Below are 22,791 nucleotides of genomic sequence, written 5' to 3'. Positions count from 1 at the left end.
TGCCTTACTCGTTACACACCCAGCGAACTGGGCAGGCTTACTTCTAAATTGTCGCTATGCCAAGCTGATTTGGACTTCAACGCCCGCAGCAAGGTCTAGCTTCATCAACGCGTCAACGGTCTTTTCCGTTGGCTCGATAATGTCCATGAGTCGCTTGTGTGTACGAATCTCGTACTGGTCACGAGCATCCTTGTTCACGTGAGGTGATACGAGGATGGTGAACTTTTCCTTCTTCGTTGGAAGTGGGATGGGTCCACGGACCTGCGCGCCTGTTCGGCGTGCGGTCTCGACGATTTCCTGAGTGGAAGCGTCGATGAGTTTGTGATCGAACGCCTTAAGGCGGATTCGAATACGTTGATTCTGCACAAGCAATCTCCTAAAAAAACCGGTACCCGCAAGGGATCCCGAAAAAAAGAGAGCGAAGTCTAAGGACGTGGGTGGGTAGTGTCAACTGCAATTTAGTGTCAGTTATTACCGTTTGCCCGTTTTTTTCCAAAAAACAAAAACGGGCCCTCGGGCCCGTTGACAATTGCCTGTTGCGCGCGACTCAAAAAGCCACGGGACCCATGATCTAACTCAAACGAATCGGCAGTTCACGGACACGTTGCCCTGATGCCGCGAAGATGGCGTTGCCAATCGCTGGCGCTACGGGAATCAACGGCGGCTCGCCCAACCCACTTGGGAACTCCTCGCTCTCGATAAACGCAATATCGAGCTCAGGTACGTCACGCATTCGCAAAGGTGTGTAGCGATCGAGATTCTGCTCGGCCACCTGGCCATCGGCAAAGCTCGCTCCCTCGTGGAGCGCGAGACTCACGCCCCAAAGCGCCGCCCCTTCTGCCTGCGCCATTGCGCCGTCTGGGTTGACAACGGTACCCACGTCAATCGTTTGCCATAGTTTCTTTAGAGTTACGTCGCCTGAGTCTGGGTCCACGGCAACATGCGCCACGCAGGCGACCCATGTTGGCATACCGCGCTCCTGGCCGTGCCCCACACCAATGCCCAAGCCCTCGTTGGCAGGCATATCGCGACCCCAGCCAGCGCGCGCTGCAACGTCTTTTAGCACCCTAGCCAGACGCCTTGCTCCGCCTGCAGTACTCCCGGCGCCACCGGCGTTTTTACCCTCGCCATCAAGCATGCCAAGCCGCATAGCCACCGGATCTTGCCCCTGCTTGTGCGCAATCTCATCGAGGAAACTCTCAACACCCCAACTTATCCACCCAGGACCCACTGCCCGTAGCCATCCTGGTAAGAACGTCTCTTGAGCAAGCTCATTGTTGATTGCCCTGACTCGGTGCGCTGGCAAACTGTACCAGTGGTCTGCCCCGTTAATCGAAAAACCGTCGATCTGCCCTTCACCGTCGATGCCCGTACCGATGAACCCTGGCGCCATGGTCTTAGTCGGCCAGCCAGCCACAACCGCGTGGTCAATCCCGCTCAGTGAGCCGTCGCCATCAAAGGATGCCTCGAAGGCGCAGACCGAGGGTGACCGCACGCAGTCAAAGCGACTGTCTGATGACCGATCAAAGATGAGCTTCACGGGTCGGTTCAATTCACGTGCTGCCAGCGCCGCTGGAATCATCTGATCACCAAACAGCCGTCTACCGTAACCGCCGCCCAAATAGTATTGGTGAATAACGATATCTGTCTCAGGCATCTCGAGCGCTTGGGCCAGGTAAGGCAGAATCAATGACTGCCATTGATTGCCCGCGTGAATATGGCATTTGCCATCAGCCCCAAATTCCACCAACGCGTTCTGCGGCTCCATGGTGAAGTGCAGAGCGGTGCTCGTGGTGTACGTTGCCGTCAATGAACCCGCTGCCCTAGCCTTTGCGGCCGATATATCTCCCTCACTAACAAAAAGCGCACCGGCTTCAGGGTCAGACGCGAGACGCGCACCCTCCTCCAAAATCGCGGACTCGGTCACCTTGGCAGTAGGGCCAGACACCCATTCCACCTTTACGGCCTTCGCGGCTTTTAATGCAGCCGGCATCGTCTCAGCCGCGACGACCACACAGGCTTGAACCGTCTGACTTGGGTCTTTGATTTCAATGGCGCCGATGTAGCCGTCAATGGACTTCGCTGCGCGCTCGTCAATCTGCACTACCTGACTCCCGTAGCGGGTAGGTGGCAGAAGCGGCATAGCGTACGCCATACCTGGAAGCTCTGCGTCGAGACCGTACACGGCAGAGCCTTGTGATTTATCAGCCACATCAAGGTTTCTGAGGTCACGGCCAATGACCTGACGATCGGCGGGCGCCTTAACCGGCATCGACGCGAGCTCATCTTCGGTGATGGTCCGCGAAAAATCGCCGTTACTCACCACCTCAGCAAAGGTCAGTGACTTTGTGCCTGAGGAAATAACCCCCTTCTCTGCACGACAGGTTTGCGCATCAACGCCCATTAGCTTCGCCGCCGCATCGATCAATATCGTCCGACCTGCGGCGCCGGCCTGTGATAGGGCCGTAAACGATGTATGAACAGACCAGGAGCCACCCGTCACCATTACCCCCCATTTAGGGTCGGTATCGACGTGCTTGAAGGACACTGTTGACCAATCCGCTCCCAGCTCATCCGCAACAATCTGAGCTAGCGACGTCCCTACGTGTTGACCCATTTCCGCTCGTACAATATTGATCAGCACCTCGCCGGCGCCATTAATCTCGAACCAAATATTGGGCGAAAATAATTTTGTGAGATCACCGGTCGCAAGCGCTTTCGATGCTTGATCGGAGCTGCAACCCGACACAAGCGAGCCCATACTCATCATGAGCGACGATCCAGCAATCCCGGCAATAAACGATCGTCGCGACAGACCCTGCTCGGCTTTTTGTAAACGCTCTTTCAGAACCTTGCTCATGACATTGTCCCTCCGCCGGCCGCCGTTTTAATGGCCTTTTTAATGCGAGGGTAAGCCATACAGCGACACAGGTTGCCATTCATCGCGTTGACAATTTCCTGGTCAGAAGGATTTGGATTGGATTCCAAGAGACCTGCAGCCTGCATGATTTGACCGGACTGGCAGTAACCACACTGAGGCACTTGAACCTCTGTCCATGCGGTCTTTAGCGCCTCTCCAACGGGTGTCGCAAGACCTTCAATCGTTGTCACCGACTTTCCCGAAACTGCGCTTACAGGCGTAATACACGAGCGCATTGGGTTGCCATCGATATGGACCGTACATGCGCCACACTGCGCAATACCACAGCCAAATTTTGTACCACGCAACTTTAACTCCTCGCGCAGCACCCACAACAGCGGCGTATCACCCTCGCTCGCTGCGGTGACCACTTCACCGTTCAACATGAAATCGACCATGGTGCGTCCTCTGTTATTAGTTTTATCTGAATATTGGTATTGCTACGGTTTTAACAAAGAACAGGCTTCTTGCCAAAAAAAACCCGCAAAATGCGGGTTTTAAGAACAGCCTCGATGCGCAGGGCAACCCTGCACCGGAATTTAAAACGTGTTTTTCCCAATAATGCTCTGGGCGACATTGCTAGGCGCCTCGGAATATCGGGCAAACTCCATGGTGTAGGTAGCGCGGCCCTGTGTCGCTGAGCGCAAATCTGTCGCGTACCCAAACATTTCTGCTAACGGGACGTCGGCATCGACTATTTTTCCAGACGCACTGTCTTGCATGCCCAAGATCAAACCACGCCGCCGATTTAAATCTCCGACCACGTCGCCCATATTCTCCTCAGGCGTGACCACCTCCACCTTCATGATGGGCTCAAGCAGTACCGCACCGCCCTCTTCTGACAGTTTCTTTGTCGCCATGCTTGCCGCAATTTTGAAGGCCATTTCGTTGGAGTCGACATCGTGGAATGACCCGTCGTACAAGGTGGCTTTCAAGCCCAGTAATGGGTAACCAGCGAGCACACCATTTTGCATCTGCTCCTCAATGCCCTTGTTGACTGCGGGGATATACTCGCGAGGCACCGCACCTCCAACAATTTCATTGACGAACTCGAGGCCTTCAGCACCCTCATCTTCTGCGGGCTCAAAGCGCACCCACACATGACCGTACTGCCCGCGCCCCCCCGACTGGCGCACAAACTTACCCTCGATCTCGGCAGTATTGAGAATGCGCTCTCGGTAGGCCACTTGTGGCTTGCCAATATTGGCCTCAACACTGAATTCGCGACGCATTCGGTCCACGATAATATCGAGGTGGAGTTCACCCATACCTGAGATGATCGTCTGCCCGGTCTCCTCGTCAGTCCTGACGCGAAACGAAGGATCCTCCTGAGCAAGCTTCGATAGCGCAACTGCCATCTTTTCCTGATCCGGCACTGAGCGTGGTTCAACGGCAACCGAAATCACGGGCTCAGGAAACTCCATTCGTTCGAGAACGACTGGGCTATTGACGGCACAAAGGGTATCCCCTGTGGTGACATCCTTTAGCCCGATGGCCGCCGCAATATCACCCGCCAAAACCTCTTTTATCTCTTCACGGCTATTAGCGTGCATCTGAACCATTCGGCCAACACGCTCTTTCTTACCCTTCACCGAGTTAAAAATCGCGTTACCCGATTCGAGCTTACCCGAGTAAACACGGAAAAACGTCAAGGTGCCGACATAAGGGTCGGTTGCGATTTTGAAGGCCAATGCCGAAAACGGCTCATCATCTCCTGACTCGCGAGTAACCGGAGTCTCTCCGTCGAGCTCGGTCCCTTCAATCGCCTTCACTTCAGTGGGTGACGGCAAGAACTCAACGACCGCGTCAAGCACCGCTTGCACACCCTTATTTTTGAACGCGCTACCACCAAGCACTGGGACAATCTCATTAGCGAGGGTACGCGCGCGAATGCCTGCCTTGATCTGCTCTTCAGACAGCTCGCCGGTCTCGAGGTATAGCTCCATGAGCTCGTCATTTGCCTCAGCCGCCGACTCGATAAGGTACTCACGCATCTCATCGCATTGATCGACCAGATCGTCGGGGATCGGCGCGTATTCGAAGGTTGTACCGCGATCACTCTCATTCCAGATGATCGCTTTATTTTTGATCAGGTCGATAACACCGACAAAATCTTCCTCGGCACCAATCGTCATCTGCAGGGGCACCGCGTTGCAGTCGAGTCGATCCCTGAGCTGCTCAACGACTTTCATGAAGTCCGCGCCGGCGCGGTCCATCTTATTAACGAATACCATGCGAGGTACGGCGTACTTATTAGCCTGACGCCACACCGTCTCTGTTTGCGGTTGCACGCCTGATGAACCGCACAGCACGACCACAGCACCGTCTAAAACGCGCAAAGAGCGTTCAACTTCGATCGTAAAATCTACGTGTCCGGGCGTATCGATGATGTTGATACGGAACTCATCAAACTGCCCATCCATGCCTCGCCAAAAGCATGTTGTCGCAGCCGATGTAATGGTGATGCCGCGTTCCTGCTCCTGCTCCATCCAATCCATGGTCGCAGCACCGTCGTGAACCTCTCCAATTTTATGGGAGACACCGGTGTAAAAAAGAACGCGTTCGGTAGTGGTGGTTTTACCGGCATCGACGTGGGCGCAAATTCCGATATTGCGATAGCGGTTAATCGGGGTTTTGCGAGCCACGTTGATACCTCGTCGCTGTAGTCAGCGAAATTAGAATCGGAAGTGCGAGAATGCCTTGTTGGCCTCTGCCATACGGTGCACATCTTCACGCTTTTTCACCGCATTTCCTTTGCCTTGTGACGCATCCATGATCTCGCCAGCTAGACGTTGACGCATAGACTTCTCACCACGGTTGCGGGCGTAATCCACGAGCCAGCGCATCGACAAAGCGACACGACGGGCAGGACGAACTTCGACAGGCACCTGATAGGTCGCACCACCAACACGGCGCGACTTTACTTCAACCATAGGCGCGATATTTTCAAGCGCTTCGTCAAAGACTTCAATTGGGTCACGATTACTGCGCTCTTCAACGAGTGTCAGTGCGCCGTAAACGATGGACTCAGCGACAGACTTCTTACCGCTGATCATCACGTGGTTCATGAATTTTGCGAGGGTTGTGTTCCCGTACTTGGGATCGGGAATCACTTCACGTTTTGCAACAACGCGTCTTCTTGGCATGTCTTTCTCTCTTCTTCAGGTTACACAGCCACGTTAGGGCTGTCCTTACTGTCACGCGGGGTGACACTCTGGCTGCAAAGCAGCCGATTCTTTGTATGACGACCTTACTTAGGTCGCTTCGCTCCGTACTTGGAACGAGCCTGACGGCGGTTAGCAACGCCAGACGTATCGAGGCTTCCTCGGACCGTGTGGTAACGGACACCAGGCAAGTCCTTTACACGACCACCGCGAATCAAAACAACGCTGTGCTCCTGCAGGTTGTGGCCTTCACCACCGATGTATGACGACACCTCAAAGCCACTTGTTAAACGAACACGGCAAACCTTACGCAGTGCCGAGTTGGGCTTCTTTGGTGTTGTTGTGTAAACGCGAGTGCAAACGCCTCGACGCTGTGGGCATGCCTGCAGTGCAGGTACACCACTCTTCGTTACTTTGCGCTTGCGCGGCTTTCGCACTAGCTGATTGATTGTTGCCATTCGGCCTTAACTCCAAGTCGTTAAGCGCGCCCAAAAAAGGCGCTATAAAAAAGAGCGCGAAGTCTAATGACGGGGACCTGCCCCGTCAAGTTCGCGCCACCCAATTACTCAGCATCACCCTCGGTGGTTGCTGCATTCTCTAGCTCAGCGGCGAGTGCCTGTGCCAAATCATCGGCGGCCCCCGCTTTTTCGAGTTCCTCAGCGAAGCTCTCTGAGAACTCCTCAGCCGACATCTGAATACCTGACTCGCTATCCAGGGCACGCTGACGTCGACGCTCCTCGTGGTGCGCAAGACCCGTACCAGCCGGAATCAGACGACCAACGATGACGTTCTCCTTCAAACCGCGGAGGTAATCACGCTTTCCAGTCACCGCAGCCTCGGTAAGAACACGCGTTGTTTCCTGGAACGAAGCGGCGGAGATGAAGCTCTCAGTCGCCAGTGACGCCTTTGTGATGCCCAGAAGTTCTCGGTCAACAGACGGTCGAACCAACCCTTCAGCATCCATTCGGTCGCACTCTTCAAGGAACGCATTCCACTCGATCTGCTCGCCCTTGATAAAGGTAGAGTCACCGGCAGAAACGACATTCGCCTTACGGAGCATCTGACGCACAATGACTTCAATGTGCTTATCGTTAATCTTCACACCCTGGAGGCGATAGACCTCTTGGATTTCGTTAACGATGTACTTCGCAAGCTCGGGAATACCCTTCAACCGCAGGATATCGTGCGGGCTAAGCGGACCTTCAGAGACGACTTCACCCTTCTCTACCTGTTCACCTTCGAACACCGAAAGCTGACGCCACTTCGGAATAAGCTCTTCGTAGTGATCAGAGCCGTCAGGCAATGTCTTGCCATCGGTTGGCGTAATCACCAAACGACGCTTACCTTTCGTCTCTTTACCAAAGCTAACGGTTCCCGAGATTTCAGCAAGAATCGCTGGCTCTTTCGGCTTACGCGCCTCAAAGAGGTCAGCAACACGCGGCAAACCACCGGTAATGTCACGCGTCTTTGATCCTTCCTGAGGAATACGTGCAATCACGTCGCCCACTTCTACTTTGACACCGTCTTCGAGGTTTACCATCGCAGACGCTGGCAGGAAGTAGTGTGCCGGTACATTGGTACCCGCCAGGTAAAGCTCCTCACCCGACTCATCAACAAGCGTTACTGCAGGTCGAATGTCTTTACCCGCACTTGGACGCTCAGAGGGATCCATAACCGAGATGCTTGAGAGGCCTGTGAATTCATCGGTCTGACGCTTAATGGTCACACCTTCTTCCATGCCACCCATTTTAACAACACCCGCTACTTCAGTAACGATTGGGTGCGTGTGAGGGTCCCAGGTTGCGACGACATCGCCAGCCGCAACAGGTGACTCGTCACCGACCTTAATCACGGCACCGTAAGGCACCTTGTAGCGCTCTCGCTCACGACCAACGGCATCCATAACAGACAGTTCGCCTGATCGAGAAACCGCAACCAACGAGCCATCGGCACGATCGACTACCTTCATGTTGTGAAGACGAACGGTACCGTCTGAATTCACTTGAATGTTGTCCTGAGCAGCTTGGCCTGACGCCGCACCACCAATGTGGAAGGTACGCATCGTCAGCTGGGTACCTGGCTCACCAATCGACTGCGCCGCAACGACACCGATTGCCTCGCCCATGTTGACCTGGTGACCACGACCCAGATCACGACCGTAACAGGTCGAGCAAATGCCGTAGCGTGTTTCACAGGTAATGGGTGAGCGCACCAAGATCTCGTCGATACCCATCTCTTCGATCTTCAACGTCCAGAGCTCATCCACCAATGTTCCTGCGGGGACCAGTACTTCGTCCGATCCAGGCTTAACAACATCGGCCGCGATGATTCGACCCAATACACGATCAGCAAGCGATTCGATGATGTCGCCGCCGTCAATGACGGGCGTCATCAGCAACCCACGCTCGGTACCGCAGTCTTCTTCGACCACAACCACGTCTTGCGCAACGTCCACGAGACGACGGGTCAGATAACCGGAGTTCGCTGTCTTCAGTGCCGTATCGGCAAGGCCTTTACGCGCGCCGTGTGTCGAAATGAAGTACTGAAGTACGTTCAAACCTTCACGGAAGTTCGCCGTAATGGGCGTCTCAATAATTGATCCGTCTGGCTTTGCCATCAGACCACGCATACCCGCGAGCTGACGAATCTGGGCGGGCGAGCCTCGTGCACCTGAGTCGGCGTACATATACACCGAGTTGAACGAGTCTTGCTTTTCCTCTTCACCGTCGCGATTGATAACGATTTCTGAAGACAGGTTAGACATCATAGCCTTAGCAACCTGCTCATTAGTACGCGACCAAATGTCGATCACCTTGTTGTACTTTTCGCCTTGCGTTACCAGACCCGCAGAGTACTGCCGCTCGATCTCAACCACCTCAGCGTCGGCTTTCTCGATGAGCTCAGTCTTCGCGTCAGGGATCTCGAAATCGTTCACACCAATCGATGAGCCCGATTTTGTCGAGTACTCGTAACCGGTGTACATCAGTTGGTCAGCGAAGATACAGGTCTGCTTCAGACCCACCGCACGATAGCACTGGTTTATCACCTGTGAGATCGCCTTCTTGACCATAGGACGGTTGATCATGTCGTAGCCCAGGCCTTCAGGAACAATGTTCCATAAGAGCGCTCGACCCACCGTCGTTTCGACAACGCGTGTTCGCGCCTGAGCTGCCTCGCCGTATTCGATAACCTCTTCGTGAATACGAACTTTGACACGTGCCTGAAGATGCGCAGCACCACTTGCGTAAGCGCGCGACACCTCTTTTGTATCGGCAAATACCATGCCCTCGCCCGGCGCGTTGATGCGCTCACGAGTCATGTAGTACAAGCCCAGTACAACGTCCTGCGAAGGTACGATGATGGGATCACCCGATGCAGGCGACAAAATGTTGTTTGTCGACATCATCAAAGCGCGCGCTTCGAGCTGAGCTTCCAACGTCAGAGGTACGTGAACCGCCATCTGATCGCCGTCGAAGTCGGCGTTGTAGGCAGCACAAACCAATGGGTGCAGCTGAATCGCCTTACCTTCGATAAGCACTGGCTCAAACGCCTGAATACCAAGACGGTGAAGCGTTGGCGCACGGTTCAAAAGAACAGGGTGCTCACGAATCACCTCAGCCAAGATATCCCAAACCTCGGGTGGCTCACGCTCGACCATCTTCTTGGCGGCTTTAATGGTACTTGCAAGACCGCGGTGCTCTAACTTGCCGAAGATGAAAGGCTTAAAGAGCTCAAGCGCCATCTTCTTGGGTAAACCACACTGATGAAGTCTCAGAGTTGGGCCCGTTACGATCACCGATCGTCCAGAGTAATCAACTCGCTTACCGAGAAGGTTCTGACGGAATCGACCCTGCTTACCTTTGATCATGTCGGCAAGCGACTTCAGCGGACGCTTGTTAGAGCCTGTAATGGCGCGACCACGACGTCCGTTATCTAACAGTGCATCGACAGACTCTTGCAGCATGCGCTTCTCGTTGCGCACGATGATATCGGGCGCGTTAAGGTCAAGCAGACGCTTAAGCCGGTTGTTACGGTTAATAACACGTCGGTACAAATCGTTGAGATCTGATGTTGCAAAGCGACCGCCATCCAACGGCACCAATGGTCGCAGATCGGGCGGTAGGACAGGCAAGGCGTTGAGTACCATCCACTCAGGACGGTTCCCTGACTTGTCAAACGCTTCCATCAACTTCAAACGCTTTGAAAGTTTCTTGATCTTTGTCTCAGAGTTGGTCTGAGGAATTTCCTCGCGCAAACGCTCGATCTCACTGCGCAGGTCGAGCTGAATCATCAACTCTTGGATCGCCTCGGCACCCATCTTCGCAGTGAACTCGTCACCAAACTCTTCCATGGCTTCGAAGTACTGTTCGTCGTTCAAAAGCTGACCGTGGTCAAGGCTAGAGAGACCGGGATCGGTCACCACGTACGATTCAAAGTACAAAATGCGCTCGATATCACGAAGCGTCATATCAAGGAGCAAGCCGATGCGCGAAGGCAGGGACTTCAAGAACCAGATGTGAGCAACTGGGCTCGCAAGTTCGATGTGACCCATTCGCTCTCGACGAACTTTTGCCAACGCAACTTCAACACCACACTTCTCGCAGATAACACCGCGGTGCTTGAGTCGCTTGTACTTTCCACAGAGGCACTCGTAGTCCTTGACCGGGCCAAAAATCTTGGCGCAGAAAAGACCATCGCGCTCAGGCTTGAACGTACGGTAGTTAATAGTCTCGGGCTTCTTAACCTCGCCGTAAGACCACGATCGGATCATTTCGGGTGAGGCAAGACCAATACGGATCGCATCAAAATCTTCAGATTTCTCGCGGTTCAACAGGTTTAGTAAATCTTTCACGTGTTCTCTCCCCTCAGAAGCCTGATGACTCGGACTCGAGATCGATATCGATGCCGAGCGAGCGGATTTCTTTGACCAATACATTGAACGATTCGGGCATTCCCGGATCCATGCTGTGATCACCATCAACGATGTTCTTGTACATCTTGGTTCGACCTGCCACGTCATCCGACTTAACAGTCAGCATTTCCTGCAGGGTATGCGCAGCACCGTAAGCCTCAAGTGCCCACACCTCCATCTCACCAAATCGCTGACCACCAAACTGCGCTTTACCACCCAGCGGCTGCTGCGTGACAAGGCTGTAAGAGCCGGTTGATCGAGCGTGCATCTTGTCATCCACCAAGTGGTTGAGCTTGAGCATGTACATGTAACCCACGGTCACAGGACGATCAAACTCATCGCCACTGCGGCCATCGTGAAGCACTAACTGTCCGCTATCCGGCAGATCTGCCAGACGAAGTAGCGCCTTGATGCTGTCTTCACTAGCGCCATCGAAGACCGGTGTCGCCATGGGTACGCCCGGGCGTAGATTCTGCGCCATAGCCAGCAACTCATCGTCAGACAAGCTATCGATATCAGCATCGCGTCGGCTGTCACTGGTGTGCGCGTAGATTTCCTTTAAGAACTCGCGAAGCTTGGCCACTTTGACCTGCTGCTCGAGCATCTCATTGATCTTTACGCCCAAACCGCGTGAAGCCATGCCAAGGTGGGTTTCTAAGATCTGGCCCACGTTCATTCGCGACGGTACACCCAGCGGGTTCAATACAATATCGATAGGCTCACCGTGCTCGTCGTAAGGCATATCCTCAACCGGCATGATCACCGAGATAACGCCCTTGTTACCGTGACGACCCGCCATCTTGTCGCCTGGCTGGATACGACGCTTAACCGCGAGATAAACCTTCACGATCTTGAGAACGCCGGGAGCGAGGTCATCACCACTCTGGAGCTTTTCTTTCTTCGCTTCAAAACGCTCTTCGAGTAGCTGGTTTTGCTCTTCGAGTAACCGCTGCGCTGAGGCAAGCTGGTTATTCAACTCAGCGTCAGAGAACTTGAGCTTAAACCATTGCTCGCGATCGAGTTCTGCAAGCACGTCGGCATCAATGGCTGTGCCTTTCGACAGACCGCCGCCGGATACCGTCTTTTGGCCATTGAGCAGTTCTGCCAAACGAGCAAATGTTGCCTCTTCGTAAATACGAAGCTCTTCCTTTAGGTCTTTGCGGTAGTCGGCAAGTTGCGACGCTTCGATTTGCTTCGCACGCGCGTCTTTTTCAAGACCGTCGCGGGTAAAGACTTGAACGTCAATAACCGTGCCCTTATAGCTCGAAGGCACGCGCAACGATGTATCTTTCACATCGGATGCTTTCTCACCAAAGATAGCCCGCAGGAGCTTCTCTTCAGGAGTAAGTTGCGTTTCACCCTTAGGCGTTACTTTACCCACTAGAATATCGCCAGCATCGACCTCGGCACCGATGTAGACAATGCCGGACTCGTCCAACTTACCGAGCGCACCTTCACCCACGTTCGGGATGTCAGCTGAAATTTCTTCAGCACCCAACTTGGTATCACGAGCAATACAGGTCAGCTCTTGAATGTGGATCGTGGTCAGACGATCTTCCTCGACCACACGCTCGGATACGAGAATAGAATCCTCAAAGTTGTATCCGTTCCATGGCATGAAGGCGATTCGCATATTTTGACCGAGCGCCAGCTCACCGAGGTCCACCGAGGGTCCATCAGCAAGAATGTCGCCCCGTTGAACCGAGTCGCCCGGGCTCACAATGGGGCGCTGATTGACACAGGTGTTCTGGTTAGAACGCTTGTACTTGGTCAAGTTATAAATATCGACCGGAGATTCGTCCTGTCCCACCTCAGCCGGATTGACACGAACAACGATTCGGCTCGCGTCAACAGAGTCAACGACACCGCCGCGTGTTGCCACTTTACAAACGCCGGAATCGCGAGCCACGTAACGCTCCATACCCGTGCCCACTAACGGTGCTTGGGTCTTAAGCGTCGGTACCGCCTGCCGTTGCATGTTTGAGCCCATCAATGCGCGGTTCGCATCATCGTGCTCAAGGAACGGAATCAGCGCAGCGGCAATGGAAACCACCTGCTTTGGTGAAACATCCATGAAATCGACTTCGGAAGCCGTCTTCACGGTAAATTCATTCATGTGTCGAACATTGATCAGCTCTTCAACGAACTGATTCGCGTCGTTCAGCGCCGCTGAGGCCTGCGCAATGACGTGGTTCGCTTCGTTAATGGCTGACAGGTATTCGATCTCATCAGTCACAACGCCATCAACGACTTTGCGATAGGGCGACTCGAGGAACCCGTACTCATTAGTCCGCGCATAAGCGGCCAATGAGTTGATCAGACCAATGTTTGGCCCTTCGGGTGTCTCAATAGGACAGACACGACCGTAGTGAGTTGGGTGTACGTCTCGCACCTCAAAGCCCGCACGCTCACGCGTAAGGCCACCTGGACCCAACGCAGAGACACGACGCTTATGCGTCACCTCAGACAGTGGGTTGTTCTGGTCCATAAACTGCGACAGCTGACTGGAGCCAAAGAATTCTTTGACCGCCGCAGAGACTGGCTTGGCATTGATGAGATCTTGGGGCATTAACCCTTCGCTCTCCGCCATGGACAGGCGCTCTTTAACCGCGCGCTCAACACGCACAAGGCCGACTCGGAACTGATTCTCAGCCATCTCGCCAACGGAGCGAATTCGTCGGTTTCCGAGGTGATCGATATCGTCTACGACACCCTTACCGTTACGAATATCAACCAAGCACTTAAGTACGGAAACGATGTCTTCTTTATCGAGCGTTCCACTACCAATTACTTCGTCACGACCCAAACGGCGATTGAACTTCATACGCCCAACTGACGACAGATCATAACGGTCTGCAGAGAAGAACAGGTTGGAGAACAGGTTCTCCGCCGACTCTTTTGTGGGTGGCTCACCAGGACGCATCATGCGGTAGATCTCTACCAGCGCCTCAAGTTCTGTGCGCGTGCTATCACCTGCAAGTGTGTCTGAAATAAACGGACCGCAATCGATCTCGTTGGTATAGATCGTTTCGATTGATTCGATTTCTTTCTCACGAAGCGAGTTCAAAATCTCTTCAGTCAATTCGCTATTGCACTCTAGCAGCACTTCGCCACTTGCAGTGTCAATGACCGGCTTGGCAACACGACGACCCACGAGGTACTCATCGGGTACCGCCAAGGCTTCCACACCTGCGTCTTCAAGCTGACGGATGTGTCGGGCCGTAATACGGCGACCGCGATCAACCAGTACTTTGTCGCCCGCCATAATATCGAAAGCCGCCATATCGCCTTGCAAGCGTTTTGGCACCAATGTCATGGTGGCGAGGTGTTCATCGTTTAACTGGAAAGTCGTTGTCTCGTAGAACATCTCCAGAATTTCTTCAGACTCGTAGCCAAGCGCACGCAAAAGTACCGTCGCTGGCAGTTTCCGACGGCGGTCAATACGTGCGAAGACCTGATCTTTGGGATCGAATTCGAAGTCGAGCCATGAGCCGCGGTAAGGAATGATTCGCGCGCTGTAAAGCAACTTGCCCGAAGAGTGGGTTTTACCTCGATCGTGATCGAAGAAAACACCTGGCGAGCGGTGCAGCTGCGAGACAATGACGCGCTCAGTGCCATTAATGACAAACGTGCCGTTGTCTGTCATGAGCGGAATTTCGCCCATGTAAACGTCTTGCTCTTTGATGTCTTTAATCGACTTCGAAGACGCTTCCTTATCGTAAATGATAAGACGTACCTTGACGCGGAGCGCACATGCGTAGGTGGTGCCACGCAAAACACATTCTTCAACGTCGAAAACAGGGGTGCCCAGAGAGTAATCCACATACTCCAGCGCCGCGCTACCGCTGTAGCTCGTAATAGGGAACACTGAGCGGAAAGCTGCGTGCAGACCGTAGTCGCCGCGCTCATCCACCGGGGTGTCCGGCTGAGTGAACTTACGGTAAGAGTCCAGCTGGATGGCCAGCAGGTAGGGGATATCCATTACCTTCGGCATTGATCCGAAATCTTTGCGAAGGCGCTTCTTCTCTGTAAACGAGTAAGTCATTGATACTCCTCAACGAATGTCGTTGGTCATCACCAACACGAATGGCTTAACGCCAATTTACCCGGCTGATAAAACCGGAAAAAGGCCGGTGCGCATTGCGCACCAGCCCGGACCTGCAAATCTGCAATCCCAGAGGGATCACTTAAGCTCGACAGAACCGCCGGCTTCTTCGATTTGCGACTTAATGTCCTCAGCGTCTTCTTTGCTAACGCCTTCTTTGATGGGTGATGGCGCACCATCAACCAAGCCTTTCGCCTCTTTGAGGCCCAGACCCGTGATCGCGCGAACCGCCTTGATCACGTTTACTTTCTTCTCTCCTGCTGAAGTGAGGATAGCGTCAAACTCAGTCTGCTCAGCTGCTGCTGCGCCGCCTGCATCGCCACCCGCTGCTGGCGCTGCTACTGCAACGGCTGCTGCGGCTGAAACGCCAAACTTCTCTTCCATCGCTTCGATTAGCGCAACAACATCCATTACGCTCATTTCTGCGATTGCATCAAGGATTTCTTCCTTTGAAATTGCCATGTTTATCTCTCCTAAAATGTGTAGTCGAGCATTCGCTTACGCGGATTGCTCTTTCTGATCACGAACCGCTGCTACTGTACGAACGAGCTTGCTTGGTACTTCATTCATCGTACGAACAAGCTTGCCGACAGGCGCTTGCATAACGCTCATCAACGTTGCGAGTGCTTGCTCACGGGTTGGCAGTTTCGCCAACACGTCGAGCTGATCTGCACCCAGCAACTTACCGCTAACGGACAATGCTTTGACTTCGAATTCACCATTATCTTTGGCGAAATCTTTGAACAACCGAGCCGCTGCACCTGGATCTTCCATTGAAAATCCAAAGATAGAAGGACCTACCAATGTGTCATTGACGCATTCGTAGTCAGTACCTTCCAATGCACGCTTTGCGAGCGTGTTGCGAACAACACGTAACTGAATCTGATTCTCGCGAGCGGTGGCGCGGAGAGCCGTCATGTCATTCGATGCTACGCCGCGGGCGTCAGCAATTACGAGTGACAAAGCACTGGCCGCTGTCTCGTTGACTTCAGCGACGATCGCTTTCTTCTCTTCGAGTCCAATTGCCACGGATCTACTCCTATGGTTTATGCCAAGGCCATAACACTGCTATGACCACCCTAGGTGAACGTATTCACCATCTGCGTAGGTCGAACCAATACCGGCTTCTTTTAAGGAGACTGTGCCTCCCCCTACGGTCTTTGATAGTCCTGCGTCCTGCTAGGGGCTGCGCCCACACACTCTGCTTAAGACTTCAAAGTGGAATGCCCAACTTCTGCATCCCGTGCCCACCGAACAACGGCAAGCAAGCCCCGGGCAAGCCCGGAGCCAATTCCTATTCATTAAAATTCGATGTCGCCGTGATCGATCGTGACGCCAGGACCCATAGTCGTGGACAGGGTCACTTTACGAAAGTACACACCTTTGGCCGCTGCTGGCTTCGCCTTCTTAAGATCAGCCAAAACAGCAACGAGATTTCCCTCGATCGCTGAAGGGTCGAAATCGATCTTGCCGATACCGCCGTGAATGATGCCATTCTTGTCAGTACGGAACCGTATCTGGCCCGCCTTCGCGTTCTTAACTGCCGCTGTGATGTCAGGCGTCACCGTGCCGGTCTTTGGGTTTGGCATCAGACCGCGCGGGCCGAGTACCTGGCCCAACTGACCAACAACACGCATCGCATCAGGAGAGGCAATAACCACGTCAAAGTCCATCATGCCGCCTTTGATTTGATCGGCAAGCTCTTCCATACCAACCAGGTCAGCACCCGCTTCCTTGGCCTTCTCAGCATTTTCGCCTTGAGTAAACACGGCTACGCGCACTTCAGATCCCGTGCCGTGAGGAAGCGTTGTCGCGCCTCGAACACCTTGGTCTGATTTGCGTGCATCGATCCCTAGGTTTACGGCAATTTCAACAGACTCATTAAATTTCGCCGTTGCCGTTTCCTTTAGAATCGCGATCGCCTCATTGAGGGGGTAGCTTTTGTTCGCGTCAACACGCTCGCGAAACGCTTTTACACGCTTTGATAACTTCGCCATTTTAAACAACTCCCTCTGTATCGATGCCTGCGGCGCGGGCACTACCCGCAATGGTCCGAACCGCTGCGTCCATATCGGCCGCAGTCAGGTCTGGCCACTTCTGAGTTGCAACTTCTTCGAGCTGCGCACGAGTGACCTTGGCCACCTTCTCAGTATTAGGACGACCAGAACCGCTCTTGATACCCGCAATCTTCTTCAACAAGACAGACGCAGGAGGCGTCTTCTTGATGAAAGTGAATGACTTGTCGTTATAAACCGTAATCACAACGGGAATCGGCAAGCCGGGCTCAAGGCCCTGCGTTTCAGCATTAAATGCTTTGCAGAATTCCATGATGTTTACGCCCTTTTGGCCCAGCGCTGGACCAACGGGTGGCGAGGGGTTTGCCTGCCCGGCAGGGATTTGCAGCTTGATATAGCCGTCTATTTTCTTTGCCATGTTTTTACTCCTGGGTTCAAACGCCGTTGCAGCATCACTGCTCGGGCTCCCCAATCATTGCCGCTAAGCGGCGTTACTTTGGCACCAAAAATGGTGCTATTGATCAGCCCTTTTCGACCTGACCGAATTCCAACTCTACGGGCGTTGAGCGTCCGAAGATCAAAACAGCCACGTTCAAGCGGCTTTTTTCGTAATTCACACTTTCAACAACCCCATTGAAGTCGTTGAACGGCCCATCAATAACCCGCACCATTTCACCGGGCTCGAAGACCGTTTTGGGCTTGGGCTGATCGACGCCCGCCTCGACACGCTGCAAGATAGCGTTGGCTTCTGCCTCAGTAATCGGTGCAGGCTTGTCGGCCTTGCCACCAATAAAGCCAAGAACGCGAGGCGTGTCCTTCACTAAGTGCCATGTATCGTCGCCGAGCTCCATCTGAACCAAGACATAACCCGGGAAGAACTTACGCTCACTCTTGCGCTTTTGTCCGCCCTTCATCTCGATCACTTCCTCGGTCGGAACGATAATCTCGCCAAAACGATCCTGCATACCAAAGCGATCAATGCGCTCTTTCAGCGCCACAGCCACCTTCTTCTCGTACTGAGAAAAGGCGTGAACTACATACCAACGTAAAGCCATGAATTTCCCTTATCTCAGCGCTTATACCAACAGCAACGAAAACAGCCAGCCCAGAAAACTGTCGAGCGCCCAGAAAAACAACCCACAGACCACCACGAAAACCATCACGATCATCGTTGTCTGCGTCGTCTCCTGACGCGTCGGCCAGATAACCTTTCGGATTTCTGTGCGCGCACCCTTAATCATGGTCCAGGCTGAATCACCGCGAGCCGTCGTTACCGCTACGGCCAACGCGACTGCGGCAACCACCAATAGCCCGATGACCCGGTACAGCAGGGACTCGTCACTAAAGTAGCTATTGCCATAGATACCTGCGCCAACCAGTAGCGCAACCAAAACCCATTTTAGGCTATCGAGCTTGTTGCTCGCAGCTTCACTCATACTTCAATCCTTCAAGAGGGTGATCATTCACTCCCCTTCAAAATTACGTCGCCACTTCACCATCCGATGAAAGTGGCAGGCCAGGAGGGAATCGAACCCCCAACCTGCGGATTTGGAATCCGCTGCTCTGCCAATTGAGCTACTGGCCTAACACATCGCGACTGTCGCCATAGGCCAAACTGGCAGAGACGACAAAGCCGAACACGTCGCGAGGACGGTCCGGCTCAATATCGAGGTGCGTCGTAACGCACCTCACTGACTCATCAATTACTCGATGATTTTCGCAACAACACCGGCGCCAACAGTTCGACCACCCTCACGGATAGCGAAACGCAGGCCTTCTTCCATCGCGATTGGCGCAATGAGCGTCGCAACGAAGTTCAGGTTGTCACCAGGCATTACCATTTCAACGCCAGCTGGCAGCTCAACAGCACCTGTCACGTCAGTTGTACGGAAGTAGAACTGTGGACGATAGCCTTTGAAGAAAGGTGTGTGACGACCGCCTTCATCTTTTGACAGTACATAAACTTCAGCTTCGAACTTGGTGTGAGGCTGAACTGAACCAGGTATAGAAAGAACCTGACCACGCTCAACGTCATCACGCTTAGTACCACGCAGAAGAACACCAACGTTCTCACCAGCACGGCCCTGATCGAGCAACTTGCGGAACATCTCGACACCTGTACAGGTTGTCTTTGTTGTCTCGCGGATGCCGATGATTTCAACTTCGTCACCAACGTTGATCACGCCACGCTCAACACGACCTGTTACAACCGTACCGCGACCTGAAATTGAGAATACGTCCTCAACTGGCATCAGGAATGGCTGATCGATTGCACGCTCTGGCTCAGGAATGTAAGAGTCAAGGGTTTCCACTAGTGTCTTAACCGCTGTTGTGCCGAGATCGTTATCATCTTGACCATTAAGCGCCATCAGTGCAGAACCGCAGATGATGGGTGTGTCATCGCCAGGGAACTCGTAGGTATCGAGAAGCTCACGGAGCTCCATCTCAACGAGCTCTTTCATCTCTTCGAATTCTTCCGTGTCAACACCACCACAGTCTTCAGCAAGAAGATCGGCTTTGTTGAGGAAGACTACGATGTAAGGAACACCTACCTGACGTGAAAGCAGGATGTGCTCACGAGTCTGAGGCATAGGGCCATCAGTCGCACCACATACCAAGATCGCGCCGTCCATCTGCGCAGCACCGGTAATCATGTTCTTAACGTAGTCCGCGTGTCCGGGGCAATCTACGTGTGCGTAGTGACGGTCGTTAGACTCATACTCTACGTGCGAGGTCGCGATCGTGATGCCACGCTCACGCTCTTCAGGTGCGTTATCGATACCGTCGAACGCAACTGCCTCACCACCAAATACTTCAGAGCACACACGTGTCAACGCTGCAGTCAGTGTTGTCTTACCGTGGTCAACGTGCCCAATTGTTCCCACGTTTACGTGGGGCTTACTACGCTCAAATGCTTCTTTTGCCATTACGACCCTCTCCTGGTCAATCTCGCACTATTTCCCGACGCCAACGCGCCTTACTCAATTAAGCACACATACCGCTGTGCACCTCACTCAGTATAGGCCGTGGCCTCTACTGCTTTGACCGCCGGGGCGGTCGAACAAGCACCTAAGGCGCCTGTTCAAATTGGAGCTCATAACCGGATTTGAACCGGTGACCTCTTCCTTACCAAGGAAGTGCTCTACCGACTGAGCTATATGAGCAAAAACTCATCGCCGGAACTTGGAGCGGGCAGCGGGGATCGAACCCGCATCATCAGCTTGGAAGGCTGAGGTTCTACCATTGAACTATGCCCGCAGCATTTAACCGCCGACGGAGGTCAAACCCCAAAGCCAACCGCCTGACGACGGCTCGTCGCTTACGCGACAGGGCTTATCCGGTTCAGCCCCCTGTTTTACTCACAAGACACTCGCTAAGGCGTGTCTTACCCTGTCCTTGGTGGAGGGGGGTGGATTCGAACCACCGAAGCTCGCGCGTCAGATTTACAGTCTGATCCCTTTGGCCACTCGGGAACCCCTCCAGAAGGGCGCACATTCTCTAGATGTCAAGGGAGGGTGTCAACACTAAATTTTACCCTCAAAATACCAACTCAGGGCTTTGTTTCGCGCTGAAATCGAGATTCAGACTCAACACGGTGCCCAGCACCGCAAACCACTGACGACTGAGTCGCTCAATAGACGCGCGCAAGAGGGACTTAAGCGGGCCAAGCCAAAAGGCAAAAGCCTTCGCTCTATTCGCGAAATGCGTATCGCGAAATGGGTAGCTATTTATCGACACACCACAACATAAACGCCGGATAGAACCGAAAGTCACATGTCGTGGTAAGGGGAATATGGAGCTGGCGAGAGGAATCGAACCCCCGACCGCCTGATTACAAATCAGATGCTCTACCTACTGAGCTACGCCAGCTAGACGTTGAGACGGCACTGCCATCTCGAAGGGCGCACATGATCGTCAAGAGGGCGCCTCAGGTCAAGCCCCATTTGACCAAAAATCCAGACCATCAAAAACAAGGTCCTTCGCCAAGCGCCCTTCCACACCAAGATCACTCAGAGTCGGCCCCGCACCACCTGTTATGTAAAGTGGCGCCTGTGGGTACTGCGCTGAGATTTCTCTGATCGCTCCGGCGATCGTAAGCCATGCACCGGCGACCACACAGCCGCCCGTATCGGTTCCCGGCGCAAGCGCGGCAGGAGGCTCTGAAACAAAACGAATCTTGTCCGTATTCGCCACCAGCGCATCACAGGCGAGCTTCGGCCCGGGCAAGATAAAGCCACCCATATGACGATTGTTTTCTAGCACGTCGATTGTGCAAGCCGTGCCGATATCGACAACAATGCCACTTTCATGACCGAATGACTTAAGGGCGAGAATAGCCAACCAACGATCGACCCCTAAAGAAGACGGCTCCCTGTAGGCGTTGGTCACACCCGCAAATTGACGGGCACTTGTGGCAAAGGCAACACCCTCAAAGCCTGCTTTTACCAATGAATCATTTAGCGCTCGAGCAAACTCATCATCGCGGACACAAGAAACAGCCACCAAATGACGGGAGGGATCCGCCAACGAGTTCAGCCAAGAAAGGAGCTCATCGGTGTTTCCTTTGTCGGTGCAGACGATCTGCTCGGCCTCTCGCAGCTGCCACTTAATTGCCGTATTTCCAACATCGATAAGAATGGTCATGGTGTGGAAGTTCGTTGCATTCGATTTTTGCCCGTCAATTTATTCGCTTCCTGGCACGTTGGCATGACCGCTGACATGACCGCTGACATGAGCGCTGACATGACCGCTGACATGACCAAGGCTAACGTCACCCGCATAAAAAGTCTCTGTTGTGTCGCCCAGGTCAATTCGCAATCCACCATCGGGTGCAATGCCCTGAGCCACTCCGCGTACCGTCGTCCCGGCAGCGCCTGAGCCCTGCGACACCACCACCGGCTGACCCAGAAGAAAGTCACGCTTTGACCACTGACGCATTAATCGCTGTGAGACCTCCGCAGGGGGAAGCTCGCAAATAAGGGTGATCGCACTCATTACGGCCAGCGCAACCTCAGAGAGTGCAATAGGCTCCTGGCACTCACTTTGCAAACAAGTCGTCGGACGACCCAACAATTTCTCATCGGGATGACTGGCAACATTGATGCCAACGCCCACAACAACCGCCATTACCTCATTGGCCAGCGCTTTGGTCTCCAGCAACATACCACCACACTTCTTACCTCTTAGGTATAGATCGTTAGGCCACTTAAGACTCAGTGGAGACGCGAATTTCGATTCAATGCCCTGCGCTATTTCAACGCCAAAGGCGAGTGGCATGAGCGCTACCTCGGACAGCGGCTGCTGGGTGTGAAAGCAATAGGACAGGTAGAGGTTGCCTGAGGGCGGACTTTGCCACACGCCACCGCGTCGACCCACTCCCGCCGTTTGTTGATGAGCAATCAGAAAATGATTATCGGAACGTTCGGCTTCCAAGATCAGTTTTGCGTTAGTGGATCGAATATTTTCAACCACCTCGACCCTCGCGGCCGCGCCTCGCAGAGACTGCCCGGCTAACGTTCGTTGCAGCGAAGCACCATCTAGGAACTGACTCCCATCATTCATCATTCGCAAGACTCACAGCGATAGTAATTCATAAAGAAAAAAGGTCACTGAACGCACACTGCATAAAATTGATCTTTTAAATACCGTAGACATGTTGCGCCAATGATATACCG

17 protein-coding genes and 5 tRNA genes are annotated in these 22,791 nt (G+C 53.5%); all 22 read right to left on the bottom strand.

Annotation, left to right across the window (positions count from 1 at the left end; all coding sequences use genetic code 11):
- Positions 1-54: 54 nt before the first annotated feature.
- The 22 genes from rpsJ to E0F26_RS04645 all read right to left on the bottom strand — a co-directional run bounded on the left by rpsJ (position 55) and on the right by E0F26_RS04645 (position 22,681).
- On the bottom strand, positions 55-366 hold the full coding sequence (rpsJ, locus tag E0F26_RS04750; RefSeq protein ID WP_279242899.1) for a 30S ribosomal protein S10: 312 nt from the start codon (positions 364-366) through the stop codon (positions 55-57).
- A 205-nt stretch (positions 367-571) separates the two neighbouring features.
- Positions 572-2,860 (bottom strand): xanthine dehydrogenase family protein molybdopterin-binding subunit, encoded by a 2,289-nt coding sequence (locus E0F26_RS04745; protein WP_279242898.1) that lies wholly within the window; start codon positions 2,858-2,860, stop codon positions 572-574.
- Positions 2,857-3,318, bottom strand: a complete 462-nt coding sequence (locus E0F26_RS04740) for a (2Fe-2S)-binding protein (RefSeq protein WP_279242897.1) — start codon at positions 3,316-3,318, stop codon at positions 2,857-2,859. The genes E0F26_RS04745 and E0F26_RS04740 overlap by 4 nt, the downstream gene beginning before the upstream one ends.
- Before the next feature lie 141 nt (positions 3,319-3,459).
- Complete coding sequence (gene fusA / locus E0F26_RS04735; protein ID WP_279242896.1) at positions 3,460-5,565, bottom strand: elongation factor G; 2,106 nt, start codon at positions 5,563-5,565, stop codon at positions 3,460-3,462.
- Between the two features lie 30 nt (positions 5,566-5,595).
- Positions 5,596-6,066, bottom strand: coding sequence for a 30S ribosomal protein S7 (rpsG, locus tag E0F26_RS04730; RefSeq protein ID WP_279242895.1), 471 nt, complete (start codon positions 6,064-6,066; stop codon positions 5,596-5,598).
- A 104-nt stretch (positions 6,067-6,170) separates the two neighbouring features.
- Positions 6,171-6,542, bottom strand: a complete 372-nt coding sequence (gene rpsL / locus E0F26_RS04725; protein ID WP_279242894.1) for a 30S ribosomal protein S12 — start codon at positions 6,540-6,542, stop codon at positions 6,171-6,173.
- Between the two features lie 104 nt (positions 6,543-6,646).
- Positions 6,647-10,936 (bottom strand): DNA-directed RNA polymerase subunit beta', encoded by a 4,290-nt coding sequence (rpoC, locus tag E0F26_RS04720; protein ID WP_279242893.1) that lies wholly within the window; start codon positions 10,934-10,936, stop codon positions 6,647-6,649.
- 13 nt (positions 10,937-10,949) lie between these two features.
- Complete coding sequence (rpoB, locus tag E0F26_RS04715) at positions 10,950-15,041, bottom strand: DNA-directed RNA polymerase subunit beta (protein ID WP_279242892.1); 4,092 nt, start codon at positions 15,039-15,041, stop codon at positions 10,950-10,952.
- A 138-nt stretch (positions 15,042-15,179) separates the two neighbouring features.
- Positions 15,180-15,563, bottom strand: coding sequence for a 50S ribosomal protein L7/L12 (gene rplL, locus E0F26_RS04710; RefSeq protein WP_279242891.1), 384 nt, complete (start codon positions 15,561-15,563; stop codon positions 15,180-15,182).
- A 36-nt stretch (positions 15,564-15,599) separates the two neighbouring features.
- Entirely contained in the window at positions 15,600-16,130 is a 531-nt protein-coding gene (gene rplJ, locus E0F26_RS04705) for a 50S ribosomal protein L10 (protein ID WP_279242890.1), read from the bottom strand.
- Positions 16,131-16,402: 272 nt separating this feature from the next.
- Positions 16,403-17,098, bottom strand: a complete 696-nt coding sequence (gene rplA, locus E0F26_RS04700; protein ID WP_279242889.1) for a 50S ribosomal protein L1 — start codon at positions 17,096-17,098, stop codon at positions 16,403-16,405.
- Position 17,099: 1 nt separating this feature from the next.
- Positions 17,100-17,534: a 50S ribosomal protein L11 gene (gene rplK / locus E0F26_RS04695; protein ID WP_279242888.1), complete on the bottom strand. Its 435-nt coding sequence runs from the start codon at positions 17,532-17,534 to the stop codon at positions 17,100-17,102.
- A gap of 103 nt (positions 17,535-17,637) precedes the next feature.
- The gene (gene nusG / locus E0F26_RS04690) at positions 17,638-18,171 is read right to left on the bottom strand and encodes a transcription termination/antitermination protein NusG (protein ID WP_279242887.1); all 534 of its coding nucleotides are present in this window, start codon (positions 18,169-18,171) and stop codon (positions 17,638-17,640) included.
- Positions 18,172-18,192: 21 nt separating this feature from the next.
- Complete coding sequence (gene secE / locus E0F26_RS04685) at positions 18,193-18,552, bottom strand: preprotein translocase subunit SecE (protein ID WP_279242886.1); 360 nt, start codon at positions 18,550-18,552, stop codon at positions 18,193-18,195.
- 73 nt (positions 18,553-18,625) lie between these two features.
- Positions 18,626-18,701, bottom strand: a tRNA-Trp gene (locus E0F26_RS04680).
- A gap of 118 nt (positions 18,702-18,819) precedes the next feature.
- Positions 18,820-20,043, bottom strand: a complete 1,224-nt coding sequence (tuf, locus tag E0F26_RS04675; protein WP_279242885.1) for an elongation factor Tu — start codon at positions 20,041-20,043, stop codon at positions 18,820-18,822.
- 161 nt (positions 20,044-20,204) lie between these two features.
- A tRNA-Thr gene (locus E0F26_RS04670) sits at positions 20,205-20,280 on the bottom strand.
- A gap of 20 nt (positions 20,281-20,300) precedes the next feature.
- A tRNA-Gly gene (locus E0F26_RS04665) sits at positions 20,301-20,374 on the bottom strand.
- Between the two features lie 139 nt (positions 20,375-20,513).
- Positions 20,514-20,597, bottom strand: a tRNA-Tyr gene (locus E0F26_RS04660).
- Between the two features lie 313 nt (positions 20,598-20,910).
- Positions 20,911-20,986: transfer RNA gene (locus tag E0F26_RS04655), tRNA-Thr, on the bottom strand.
- Between the two features lie 63 nt (positions 20,987-21,049).
- A complete protein-coding gene (locus tag E0F26_RS04650; RefSeq protein ID WP_279242884.1) occupies positions 21,050-21,760 on the bottom strand; it encodes a type III pantothenate kinase in 711 nt (236 codons plus the stop codon).
- Between the two features lie 39 nt (positions 21,761-21,799).
- A complete protein-coding gene (locus E0F26_RS04645) occupies positions 21,800-22,681 on the bottom strand; it encodes a biotin--[acetyl-CoA-carboxylase] ligase (protein ID WP_279242883.1) in 882 nt (293 codons plus the stop codon).
- Positions 22,682-22,791: the final 110 nt, after the last annotated feature.

The sequence above is a fragment of the Candidatus Paraluminiphilus aquimaris genome, from assembly GCF_026230195.1.
GTDB lineage: Bacteria > Pseudomonadota > Gammaproteobacteria > Pseudomonadales > Halieaceae > Luminiphilus > Luminiphilus aquimaris.
Note: the sequence above shows the minus strand (reverse complement) of the source record. Positions and strands in the feature narration are given on the sequence as shown.